The 12,049-nt window shown below is 53.6% G+C and carries 11 protein-coding genes; 6 read left to right on the top strand and 5 right to left on the bottom strand.

The window, feature by feature from the left end:
* Positions 1 to 224: 224 nt before the first annotated feature.
* On the bottom strand, positions 225 to 1,112 hold the full coding sequence (gene rhtA / locus GY169_RS16315) for a threonine/homoserine exporter RhtA (protein ID WP_065355585.1): 888 nt from the start codon (positions 1,110 to 1,112) through the stop codon (positions 225 to 227).
* Positions 1,113 to 1,466: 354 nt separating this feature from the next.
* Between rhtA and ompX the strand changes: the two genes are divergently transcribed.
* Positions 1,467 to 1,976, top strand: a complete 510-nt coding sequence (gene ompX, locus GY169_RS16310) for an outer membrane protein OmpX (RefSeq protein WP_167576348.1) — start codon at positions 1,467 to 1,469, stop codon at positions 1,974 to 1,976.
* Positions 1,977 to 2,052: 76 nt separating this feature from the next.
* On the opposite strand, the gene GY169_RS16305 is transcribed toward ompX, so the two are convergent.
* From GY169_RS16305 to mntS, 3 genes are all read right to left on the bottom strand, one after another.
* On the bottom strand, positions 2,053 to 3,006 hold the full coding sequence (locus GY169_RS16305) for a nickel/cobalt transporter (protein ID WP_167577321.1): 954 nt from the start codon (positions 3,004 to 3,006) through the stop codon (positions 2,053 to 2,055).
* 115 nt (positions 3,007 to 3,121) lie between these two features.
* Positions 3,122 to 4,702: a phosphoethanolamine transferase gene (locus GY169_RS16300; RefSeq protein ID WP_167576347.1), complete on the bottom strand. Its 1,581-nt coding sequence runs from the start codon at positions 4,700 to 4,702 to the stop codon at positions 3,122 to 3,124.
* Between the two features lie 256 nt (positions 4,703 to 4,958).
* The gene (mntS, locus tag GY169_RS16295) at positions 4,959 to 5,084 is read right to left on the bottom strand and encodes a manganase accumulation protein MntS (protein WP_163447051.1); all 126 of its coding nucleotides are present in this window, start codon (positions 5,082 to 5,084) and stop codon (positions 4,959 to 4,961) included.
* Positions 5,085 to 5,264: 180 nt separating this feature from the next.
* Between mntS and mntR the strand changes: the two genes are divergently transcribed.
* From mntR to GY169_RS16275, 4 genes are all read left to right on the top strand, one after another.
* The gene (gene mntR, locus GY169_RS16290; protein WP_065355588.1) at positions 5,265 to 5,738 is read left to right on the top strand and encodes a manganese-binding transcriptional regulator MntR; all 474 of its coding nucleotides are present in this window, start codon (positions 5,265 to 5,267) and stop codon (positions 5,736 to 5,738) included.
* Entirely contained in the window at positions 5,735 to 6,853 is a 1,119-nt protein-coding gene (locus tag GY169_RS16285; protein WP_167576346.1) for an anion transporter, read from the top strand. The genes mntR and GY169_RS16285 overlap by 4 nt, the downstream gene beginning before the upstream one ends.
* Before the next feature lie 204 nt (positions 6,854 to 7,057).
* Positions 7,058 to 8,434, top strand: coding sequence for a glycoside hydrolase family 1 protein (locus GY169_RS16280; RefSeq protein ID WP_167576345.1), 1,377 nt, complete (start codon positions 7,058 to 7,060; stop codon positions 8,432 to 8,434).
* 15 nt (positions 8,435 to 8,449) lie between these two features.
* Positions 8,450 to 9,166 carry a GntR family transcriptional regulator gene (locus GY169_RS16275; protein WP_167576344.1) on the top strand — a complete coding sequence of 239 codons (717 nt, stop codon included), beginning with the start codon at positions 8,450 to 8,452 and terminating at the stop codon, positions 9,164 to 9,166.
* Positions 9,167 to 9,212: 46 nt separating this feature from the next.
* Here GY169_RS16275 and ldtB read toward each other — a convergent pair whose 3' ends face one another.
* A complete protein-coding gene (ldtB, locus tag GY169_RS16270; RefSeq protein ID WP_163447123.1) occupies positions 9,213 to 10,133 on the bottom strand; it encodes a L,D-transpeptidase in 921 nt (306 codons plus the stop codon).
* Positions 10,134 to 10,351: 218 nt separating this feature from the next.
* On the opposite strand from ldtB, the gene GY169_RS16265 reads away from it, so the two are divergent.
* Positions 10,352 to 11,944 carry an ABC-F family ATPase gene (locus GY169_RS16265; protein ID WP_167576343.1) on the top strand — a complete coding sequence of 531 codons (1,593 nt, stop codon included), beginning with the start codon at positions 10,352 to 10,354 and terminating at the stop codon, positions 11,942 to 11,944.
* Positions 11,945 to 12,049 lie beyond the last annotated feature (105 nt).

Below are 12,049 nucleotides of genomic sequence, written 5' to 3'. Positions count from 1 at the left end.
AACAAGTATAGCACCGTGAGCGGGACGGTATTTTCTGATTCTGCCTATAGGTTTGATAGAGAGCGTGATTTTGTTTTTTAAATTCAATTAAAACAGGTGGTTATTGGGGGTTTGAGGTGTTGGGTATTTTTATTAAATTATTTTTATTGATGTAAAATAAGAATTTATGCAGTTTGTTTTCGATATTATGCATAGTGGCGTGCACTATGCATAAATAAGAAAAATCAGCCAACGTCGACTTGTTTTATTTTACTTTCCTGACGCATTGTGAGCGTTGAACCCATTGACGCCATAATAATGGCCCCCAGCGCCATAGACTGGCTAAAGGTCAGCGTCTCACCGAGGAAAACCATGCCGGACATGGCTGCCAGAGCAGGCTCCATACTCATTAATGTTCCAAAGGTACGTGTAGGTAAACGCGTCAGAGCAATCATCTCCAACGAGTAGGGCAGTGCGGTAGAGAGCACGGCAATGGCTAAGCCCAGCGGCAACAGCGACCAGTGCAACAGGGTATCGGCGGCCTGCATGGCGCCCAGTGGCACAAAAACGACTGCAGCAATCAAGGACCCCATCGCCACCGTGGCCGGGCCGTGGTCTTCACCGGCACGACGGCCGCTCAGAATATAGACCGCCCAACCCGCGCCGGCACCGAGCGCCAGCAGCGCGCCGGTGAGGTCAACATGAGCAACATCCTGCCCCAGTGGCAGCAGGAACCACAAGCCCATCACCGCCAGAACCACCCAGATAAAGTCTACCGGGCGGCGTGAAGAGAACAGTGCCACCGCCAGCGGCCCGGTGAACTCCAGTGCCACTGCAATACCCAACGGAATACGCTGTAGTGACAGGTAAAAGAGATAGTTCATCGCGCCCAGTGACAGACCATAGAACAGCAACGGTAGACGCTGCTCTTTAGAAAAACGCAGTCGCCAGGGCTTAAACACCACCACCAGAATCAGCGTGCCGAGCGCCAGGCGCAGTGCAGTAACGCCTGGCGCGCCAATCAACGGGAACAACGACTTAGCCAACGATGCGCCACTCTGGATGGAGATCATAGAGATCAAGAGGACGAGGATAGGTAACCATGAGGGTAGCTTGCGGGGCGTGGTGGACATCTTTTTCCTGTCAATATTTGTCAAAAGAGGTAAAAGCGGCAGTGTAATGGAAATAGTCGCCCACGGTTGAGGAATTGTTGAAAAAAAATCGTCCCGGAACGAGTAGAATTTGCTGAGTCGATGAAAATTTCGTCTGTCAAATTAGGAATTATCTGGAAAATTAAACGTTAATTTTACCGTAATGAACATAAGATTTAACGTAGAAAATCGTTTAATATGAATGGCATAGGTCTTGGTGGAAAAGTTTTGTTACATCAAAGATGACCTTAGACATCATCAGTTCCAAAGAGTTTCTTAACAAATTTTGATATATTTAAAACTTACGGACTTATTAGAAGCACATTTGAGGTGGTTATGAAAAAAATTGCATGTCTTTCAGCACTGGCCGCTGTTCTGGCTATTTCCGCAGGTACTGCCGTAGCTGCAACCTCCACTGTTACCGGTGGTTACGCACAGAGTGATATGCAGGGCGTCGCTAACAAAGCTGGCGGCTTCAACCTGAAATATCGCTACGAAGCAGACAACAGCCCGCTGGGTGTGATCAGCTCCTTCACCTACACGTCTAAGAGCGACACTCAGAACGATGTCTACACCAAAGGTCAGTACTACGGCATCACTGCTGGTCCTGCTTACCGCATCAACGACTGGGCTAGCATCTACGGTGTAGTCGGTGTTGGTTACGGTAAAGCACAGTACAACCAGTTCCCGAACAATGACAGCACCAGCGACTACGGTTTCTCCTACGGTGCCGGTCTGCAGTTCAACCCGATCGAAAACGTAGCACTGGACGTATCTTACGAACAGTCTCGTATTCGTAGCGTTGACGTAGGTACCTGGATCGTAGGTGCTGGTTACCGCTTCTAATCACTTCGGTGATACAAAAAAGGGGTCTTTATGGCCCCTTTTTTAATGCCCTTTGTAAACCTATTTCCCGCCAGATTCAACAGCCCGCCGCAATGTAGTCACCGTTAGCGCTGATCGGGATGACCGTCAGATACAACACTATTGCGAAGACGATCAGCATCGCGCCGCCTGCGATTTTGACTGCCGGTATTACCCAGCGTGGTCCCGATACACCACCGAACATGGCTACCGTGCGTTCGCGCGCATAGCGCACCGCCAGTGATAACCCGAGAATCGACAGTGCCGTACCCAACGCCATCGTCATCACGGCGGCAATTCCCCACGTCACAATACCCAGCGCGTTCGCGAACATCAAAATCATGATGGCGCCGCTGCATGGTCGTGCGCCAATGGCCAGAATGACGCCGAGCCGCGTTTTCCAGTCGCTTTCTGCAGGCAATGTACCTACGCCGTGTTGCCCACAGCCGCAGTTTTCGCCGTGTTGATGAAGCGGCTTAAGCGCAGAGATAGCCAACCTTCGTGGACGCAGGCTTCTCAGCGCTTGATAAATAATGAACAGTCCGAAGGCGCCAATCATCACCGCGCTGATTTTTTCGACATACCAGCGGCTGGTACTGAGATCGCCAGAGGCCAGGTTAAAACCTACCGCAAGGATAAAGACAAACAGAATCGCGCTGATGCCCTGCATCAGGCTGCCGATAAACGGCACCACGCGCGCGGCGAGCAGGCTCTCTTTGTTGGTGCTCAGGTAGGTCGTGACGATGAATTTACCGTGCCCCGGGCCAATAGCGTGCAGCACGCCGTAGAAGAAGGCACCCACCAGCAGCCATAGGCCACCGCTGTATTCGTGGTTGTTGAGCTGCAACAGATACATCACCAGGTAACGGTGCAGGGTGATTTGCGTAGCCAGGCACCACTGGATAAAGGTGTTCCAGTGCGCGTGCAGCGTAAGTGCGCCGGCAAGCAGCAAAAGTAGCGTTAACCCAGCGGTGGGAAGGCGCCAGTCGCGCGCGAGACGTTGTGCGATCATCATTGAGCCTGAATCAGAAGGTCGTGAAGCAAGTATAGTAATGCAACGCCGGGGCGATTCGCTATCCGTTTACCGGCGTGAAAGGCAAACGGATAGCGACGGAGGAGGGGCGAAATTAGCTTTTGGGATCAAATAGATCGGTCTTCAGCGTATCGTAATCCACTTTTTGTAACTGGAAGTTGGTGATGTAGACCTTGCCGGCTTTTTGCGAGGAGATGAATCGATACTTCGGCGTAATCTCTTTGGTCTGGATCCCGGTCCACTGCGAGAAGAAGCTCAGGAAATCGTTGGCGGAACGACGCGCCTTGATAATCTTGTGCGCTTTGTCATCGCTGGACAGCACCATAAACGGTACCTGGAAATTCTGCTGATATTTATCATCGTGCGCCAGATACTGTACCGCTTTGCCGCGCTCTTTAAACGCCAGCCCGTGATCGGAGAAGTAAACCAGCGAGAAGCTGTCGGTGTTACGTCGTAGCTGATCGTATAGCTGGTTTAGCAGGCTGTCGGTTTGGGTCATGGTATAGAGATAGCATGACGTTTCCTTTGACTGCACGAACTGCGCATACTTGCCCTGGGTGCGGTCACAGGCCTGCGGATGCGAGCCCATAATATGCAGCACAATCAGCTGCGGCTGGCTTCGCGTCGTCGACAGTACCTGAGCGGTCATTTTCAGCAGATCTTCATCGCGGGTATTTTTATCCGCTTCGAAGTCGCCGCTTTTCAGGAAATGTGCTTCATCGGCGCGTTTGGCGATGCTGGCGATAGCCGTGTCGTACTCGCCAATCTGCCCCTGGTTGGAGAACCACCAGGTCTGGAAACCGGCGCGGTTGGCGAGAGTTACGAAGTTATCCTGATACAGCGGTTTGCCGTCCACGACACGGTTCAACGTCAGCCCCAGCGATTTCTGCGTAGAGCCGCTGGCGGCAATGTAGTTAGTAAACAGATAGCCATTGACCGAGCTGGCGAACGGCGTGTTATCCCAGTGACCGCCGAAGGCCCCCAGCGCGTCGCGTCGCGCGCTTTCACCGATCACCACCACGTAGGTATGATATTTCGGCTTCACGGCCACCACGTTCCAGGTGTCTTTCAGCCCGGAAAGCTGCGCCATGCGCTGCTGTTCGTCAATCACCTCGTTATTATTAACGATGATGTCTTTCACGAAGCGGAAGGCCGGATAGCCGCTATCTTTCAGCTTAAACCCCCAGCCATCAATCTTGTTTTGAATCGGCTGAACGAAGAACACGCCGATGCTGAATAGCAGACACAGCGTCTCTATCACGCCCCAGCGTTTTTTATCTGTGGCTTTACGGCGAACGGCAATCACGCCGAGCACGAAAATAAACAGGCCCACGAGGTAGCTATACCACGGGAAAATAGTGAAGATTTCCGTCGACTCTTCCACATTCGTGGAGTGTAGCGCCAGCAGCGTGTTGAAATTCGGCGCGCCATAGGCCTGACTGAAGGGGAAATAGAGCGCGGCCACGAGCGAATAAACCCCCAGCACCCCCTTCTGCACTTTAGGCAGCGTGCGCCACAGCAGATGCAGCACGCAGGTAAATGCCACCGCGTACAGCAGGCTAAACGGGTAGCCCAGCGCCAGGTTTATCAGGATCGACTGTAAAAAATAAAGTCCCGTCCACGGGCTAACGGCCAGCCCACGTGCAGCAAGGGTTTCTTTCAGGGTTAGATTCATAGATTACAACTATCAAAACGCCATGTGCGTCCCCTGGCGTCAAGGGGTCTTTATTGGCCAGACGATGCGTGAAGAGGGGGATGCAAAGTACAGGGCTGCAAGAAGATAAAGCGAGCTTATTATTGGGTCAACTACTGATAACGAATTGTTTTGGGAGGGCGCTTACAAAACCAGAAAATAAATGCGGTTTTTGGGCGCAAACGGGTAGGTTGCCAGCACATGATGACAGCATGATGAAGCGGCGTCGCGACGCCGCTTAGCGGGACGGAGTGTCCTGTTTGGGTTTGTTGTTGAACAGGTCGCACAACATACCGATCAACATCAAGCGTACTTTAAAAGGAGAGTGGCTAAACACGCTGATACACCTCTTGAATTCGTTCATGGTTCCTCCTGCCTTCTGGCCCGTCATCCGTGATGAGCGTTCGCATTACATACAGATATAGCACAGGCTATGTTTTATAGCTATGGCTAAAACGTTAAATTTTTGTGCTTGGGTCACAATCCATTACAATGAGCGGACTTGATATGACGCGTTCAGGCGTCGCACAGATGAGGAAGCTTTATGGGCCGTCGCGCAGGTACGCCAATCACAAAAAAAGTGACGCAACTGGTTAACGTTGAAGAGCACGTGGAAGGGTTTCGCCAGGTGCGTGAAGCGCATCGCCGCGAGCTGATTGACGACTACGTTGAGCTGATTTCCGATTTGATTCGTGAAGTGGGTGAGGCGCGTCAGGTCGATATGGCAGCGCGTCTGGGCGTTTCTCAGCCAACGGTGGCGAAAATGCTGAAGCGTCTGGCTGGCGTTGGGCTGATCGAACAGATCCCCTGGCGCGGCGTATTTTTGACGCCGGAAGGGGAAAAGCTGGCTCAGGAGAGCCGTGAACGCCATCAGGTGGTCGAAAACTTTCTATTGGTACTTGGCGTCAGCGCGGATACCGCCCGTCGTGACGCTGAAGGTATTGAGCACCATGTTAGCGAAGAGACGCTGGACATGTTCCGTCAGTTTACCCTGAAGCACGGGCAATTCGTGGAATGAACCTTCCTTTTATACGCTCGCTGGCGCGCGACCGTTTTCTCCATTTGCTCATTCTCGTCGGCATCCTGCTGAGCTTTTTTGTTCCTTTCGCCCCCGCAAATTGGCCTGCGGCGATTGACTGGCACACCATCATTACGCTAAGCGGGCTAATGCTGCTAACCAAAGGGGTTGAGCAGAGCGGCTATTTTGATGTTCTGGGACGAAAAATGGCGCGCCGTTTTGTCACCGAGCGTCAGCTGGCCCTCTTTATGGTGCTGGCGGCGGCGTTGCTTTCGACCTTTTTGACCAATGATGTGGCGCTGTTTATCGTCGTGCCGCTCACCCTGACGTTGAAAAAGTGGTGCGCGCTGCCGATTAACCGGCTGATTATCTTCGAGGCGCTGGCGGTTAACGCCGGTTCGCTGCTTACGCCGATCGGTAACCCGCAAAACATTCTGCTGTGGGGGCGTTCGGGGCTGTCTTTCCCTGCGTTTACTCTGCAGATGTTGCCGCTGGCGCTGGCGATGATGGCCACCCTGCTGGTGCTGTGCTGGTGCTGCTTCCCGGCGAAAAAGTTGGTGTTTCAAAGCAGCGATCGCACACCTGAATGGCAGCCGCTGCTGGTGTGGAGTTGCCTGGCGTTTTATCTGATTTTCCTGACCGCGCTGGAGATGAAGCAAGAGTTGTGGGGGCTGGCAATTGTCGCAGCGGGCTTCCTGCTGCTTGCGCGTCGCGTGGTGCTCAGCGTCGATTGGGCGCTGCTGCTGGTCTTTATGGCGATGTTTATCGACGTGCATTTGTTGACTCAACTGCCGGTGTTGCAACATGCCCTCGGCGGCGTCAGTACGCTGTCCGGCGTGCCGCTGTGGTTAACGGCCATTGGCCTGTCGCAGGTGATTAGCAACGTGCCGTCAACTATCCTGCTGATTAACTATGTCCCGCCGTCGATGCTGCTGGCGTGGGCGGTGAACGTCGGCGGATTTGGCTTGCTGCCGGGGTCGTTGGCCAACCTGATTGCCCTGCGTATGGCCGCAGACCGACGTATCTGGTGGCGCTTCCACCTCTACTCGATCCCAATGTTGCTGTGGGCGGCGGCGGTAGGGTATGGGCTCTTCCTGCTCGTCAACCGCGTGTAGGCCTGATAAGCGCAGCGCCATCAGGCAACTGGGTGTGCCTTGCCGGATGGCGGCGCTGCCTTATCCGGCCTACATCACCCATCCTCTGTGCCCACACTCTCACTCATCTCACAAAAAACGATCTTCAGGGTTGCGCACTTTTTCGACTTTGAGGTATATGACTAGTCATGAAATTTAAATGACTAGTCATATAGGAGTCGAATCATGAAACCATCACTGCCCGCCAACTTCCTGTGGGGGAATTCCGTCTCCAGCATGCAGACCGAAGGTGCCTGGAATGAAGGCGGCAAAGGGATGTCGGTATACGATATCCGCGAGCCAAAAGAGTTTGCTTCCGACTGGAAGGTCGCGACTGACTCCTACCATCGCTACGAAGAAGATTTTGATCTGATGAAAGATCTGGGGATGAACTGCTACCGTTTCCAGATCGCCTGGAGCCGCGTGTGCCCAACCGGTGATGGCGAGTTTAACGAAGAGGGCATTGCCTTCTACGATCGCTTTATCGATGCCCTGATTGCACGCGGCATTGAGCCTATGATCTGCCTGTACCACTTTGATATGCCGCTGGCGCTGGCGGAAAAATACAACGGCTTTACCGACCGCCGCGTGATGGAAGCCTTTATCCGCTACGGTAAAAAAGTGATCGACTGCTTCGGCGACAAGGTGACATGGTGGCTGACCTTTAACGAACAGAACCTCTACCATATGCCGGAAACGTTCCTTATTTCCGGCTATATGCGCGGTGAGAAAACCCTACGTGAGCTGTATGAAATTCAGCATCACGTGATGATGGCGCACGCGCATCTGACGAATTATCTGCATGAAACCAAACCGGGTAAATTGATGGGGGGCATGCTGGCGCACGCCCAGGTCTATCCGGCTACCTGCAAGCCGCGCGATGTGTTCTGTGCGCAGCAACTGGACGAATTCTTCAATCAGAATTTGCTGCGCGTCTTTGCGGGTGAGGGCTACAGCCCGGAAGTGATGCACTTCGTTAAGCAGTCCGGCTTTGACGATATTTATCGCGAGGAAGACCTGGCGGTGCTGGCGACCATGAAGAACGACTATATGGCCTTCAGCTACTACGCCAGCCGTACCCTCGACAGCGACCCTATCCCGGAAGGCACGCCGGTGAACAACTATATGCTGTTCGGCGACAAACCAAACCCGCACCTGAAGGCCACCGAATGGAACTGGCAGATAGATCCGCTCGGTTTTCGCAGTATCATTACCCGCTATTACAATGACTGGCGTCTGCCGGTGTTCCCGATTGAGAACGGTATTGGGGTGATAGAACACTGGGATGGAGAAAATCCGATCGCCGACGATTACCGTATCGCCTATCATCGCGATCATATTAACGCTATGAAAGAGGCGATTTTTGAAGATGGCGCGCAGGTCATTGGTTATCTGGGCTGGGGGCTTATTGATATTCTCAGCTCGCAGGGCGACATGCGTAAGCGTTATGGCGTGGTCTACGTCAACCGTGAAAACCACGATTTAAAAGACCTCAAACGTGTGCCGAAGAAAAGCTATGACTGGCTGAAACGGGCCATTCATAGCAATGGCGAAGAGATGTAACAACAGGAGCGGGTGATGGCAGCGAAGTACATCGCGATAGCGCGGGAAATTAAAAAACGGATTATCAGTGGGCAGTATCCCGCCGCTGAGCCATTGCCCGACCAGTTTGCGCTGGCCGCCGAATTTGGTACCAGCCGGATGACCATTCAGCAGGCGATGCGCCAGCTGATTGTTGAAGGGCTGGTTTATACCCGCCAGGGGCAGGGGACGTTTATTCGCAAGAACTTCCTCCAGCTCTCACAGTGGGACATTCACGGCAGCGACTACGCCGGGGCGACGGAAACCTGGGGACATCTGGGCAAGGTCGCAAGCCAGGTGATTCACTTTGAGCTCCGTTTTCCCAGCGAGAAAGAGCAGGCATCGCTGCTGATTGACGCCGATTCACCGGTGTACGATTTTGTGCGCCTGCGTCTGCTGAACGGCGAGCCGCTGTCGCTGGATATTACGGTCATGCCGGTGTCGCTGGTGCCGGGGTTGAGTAAATCACATCTCGAAAACTCGGTCTTTCGCTACGTGCAGGACAATCTTGGTCTGAAGATGATGGGGTCTTATCGCGTGGTGCGCGCGCTGAAGCCCAGCGAGCTGGATCAGCAGCATTTGAACTGTGACGCGAGTGACCCGATTCTGGAAGTGGAACAGGTGATTTATCTGGATGACGGCACGCCGCTGGAGTATGCGCACTGTCACTATCGCTACGATCACGGGGGGATTGTGATCGTCAATAACGGATAAAAAAAGGGCGGGTGATTAACCCGCCCTTTTTGATCGTCTGGTTGACTTAGTTCAGACGAACCGGCATACCGGAACGGTTTTTCACCGCCTGGTCAACGATGCTCTGGTCAACGTCGGACTGGCTGGTCACCGCCTGTACCGCTTTGGTCAGGACAACCGGAACAGTTTCACCACCTTCGAACTGCGCTTCAGTGGTAGACAGCGGGTTGTGCACTTCAATGAAGCGGCTGCCGTCTGGCTCCGTGGTCGCTTTAACCGGTTCATCGATAAACTGCACGCGGGTGCCGACCGGCACGTTCTCGAACAGGAATTTGATGTCTTCGTTACGCAGACGCACGCAACCGTGGCTCACGCGCAGGCCGATACCGAAGTTGGCATTGGTGCCGTGAATGGCATACAGACGACCAATATACAGAGCGTACAGACCCATCGGGTTGTCCGGGCCAGCCGGAACCACTGCCGGCAGCGGGTTGCCTGCTGCGGCATATTCAGCGTGCATTTTCGCCGTCGGCGTCCAGGTCGGGCCGGCTTTCTTACGTTCTACCTTGGTGGTCCAGTTGATTGGGGTATCTTTACCCAGCTGGCCGATACCGATTGGCAGCACGATCACCGTGTTGGTGCCTTTCGGGTAGTAGTATAGACGCATTTCCGCGCTGTTGATGATAATACCTTCATGCACGGTGTCCGGCAGGATCAGCTGCTGAGGAATATTCAGCACGCTGCCGCCTTTCGGCAGGTAGGTGTCGACGCCTGGGTTAGCCTCCAGGAGGTTGGAAAGCCCCATCTGGTACTGGGCGGCGAAGTATTCCAGCGGCTGTTTGTTATCGTCAGGAATCGTGATGACCTGATTCTGTCCGATAATACGGCTACCGTCGGTCGGCAGCGGATACGTCACCGCAGAGGCCGAATTGCAGAAACCTACGACAGCGAGCGCCGCAGCGAAAAGCGTTGTTAATTTCATGTTCATGTTGTGCGAGGTATCAGTGCCATTACGGCGGTTGTTTGAGAATTCAGACTGTTGGTTGCAGCGCATTATATGTGCATTCGATGCGACTGGGAATTCGGATGTGTACGAAATCACATTTTTTTCACTTGCGTTACAGTTTAGCCGTTGGCGAAGGCGGGCGCTTTTTATTCGCAAGTGTGGCATAATAGGGAGTTTGTCACATTCTTCAGGATACTCCCGTGTTAGTTACCAGCAACGTCACCATGCAGTTTGGCAGTAAGCCGCTGTTCGAAAATATCTCCGTCAAATTTGGCGGCGGCAACCGTTACGGCCTGATTGGCGCCAACGGGAGCGGTAAATCCACCTTTATGAAAATCCTCGGCGGCGACTTAGAGCCGACGCTGGGCAACGTGTCTCTCGATCCCAATGAGCGTATCGGTAAGCTGCGTCAGGATCAGTTCGCCTTTGAAGAGTTCACCGTACTTGATACGGTGATCATGGGCCACAGCGAGCTGTGGGAAGTGAAGCAAGAGCGCGACCGTATCTATAGTCTGGCTGAAATGAGCGAAGAAGACGGCTATAAAGTGGCCGATCTCGAAGTGCTCTACGGCGAAATGGACGGCTACTCCGCTGAAGCGCGCGCCGGTGAACTACTGCTGGGTGTTGGCATTCCGCTGGATCAGCACTACGGCCCGATGAGCGAAGTTGCGCCGGGCTGGAAACTGCGTGTGCTGTTGGCGCAGGCGCTGTTCTCTAACCCGGACATCCTGCTGCTCGATGAACCGACGAACAACCTGGACATCGACACCATTCGCTGGCTGGAGCAGACGCTGAACGAACGCGACAGCACCATGATCATCATCTCGCACGACCGTCACTTCCTGAACATGGTTTGTACCCACATGGCGGATCTCGACTATGGCGAGCTGCGCGTCTACGCCGGTAACTACGACGAATACATGACAGCAGCTACCCAGGCTCGTGAACGTCTGCTGGCCGATAACGCCAAGAAGAAAGCGCAAATTGCCGACCTGCAATCCTTCGTCAGCCGCTTTAGCGCCAACGCCTCTAAATCACGCCAGGCGACTTCCCGCGCCCGTCAGATTGACAAGATCAAGCTCGACGAAGTGAAGGCATCCAGCCGTCAGAACCCGTTCATCCGCTTCGAGCAGGACAAGAAACTGTTCCGTAATGCGCTGGAAGTGGAAGCGCTGGCCAAAGGTTTTGAAAACGGCCCGCTGTTTAAAAACTTCAACCTGATGATGGAAGTTGGCGAGAAGATTGCCATCATCGGCGCCAACGGCGTGGGTAAATCCACCATGCTGAAAACCCTGGTCGGTGAACTGACGCCGGATAACGGCACCGTGAAATGGTCCGAAAATGCCAGCATCGGTTACTACGCGCAGGATCACGCCGAAGATTTCGATAACGACCTGAGCGTGTTCGACTGGATGAGCCAGTGGAAGCAGGAAGGCGATGACGAGCAGGTAGTGCGCGGTTTCCTTGGTCGTCTGCTGTTCAGCCAGGACGATATCAAGAAGCCGGCGAAGGTACTTTCCGGTGGTGAGAAGGGCCGTATGCTGTTTGGTAAGCTGATGATGCAGAAACCGAACATTCTGGTGATGGATGAACCTACCAACCACCTGGATATGGAATCGATCGAATCACTGAACATGGCGCTGGAAATGTATCAGGGTACCCTGATCTTCGTTTCTCACGACCGTGAGTTCGTGAGCTCGCTGGCGACTCGCGTGATTGAGATTACGCCGGAACGCGTGGTGGACTTCAGCGGTAACTACGAAGATTACCTGCGTAGCAAAGGGGTGGAGTAATTTCCCTCAGCCTGGCCCTCTCCCAAAGGGAGAGGGAACCGTCAGGTGCAAATTAAAACACCTTGCTCCTGCAAGCCGCACAATGCGGTTTGCTCCCTCTCCCCA

Origin of the sequence: Kluyvera genomosp. 3, assembly GCF_011765685.1 — a bacterium.
In the GTDB taxonomy this organism is placed as follows: domain Bacteria; phylum Pseudomonadota; class Gammaproteobacteria; order Enterobacterales; family Enterobacteriaceae; genus Kluyvera; species Kluyvera georgiana_A.
The sequence above is the reverse complement of the archived record's forward strand: the minus strand, read 5'-3'. Positions and strand labels throughout refer to the sequence as shown.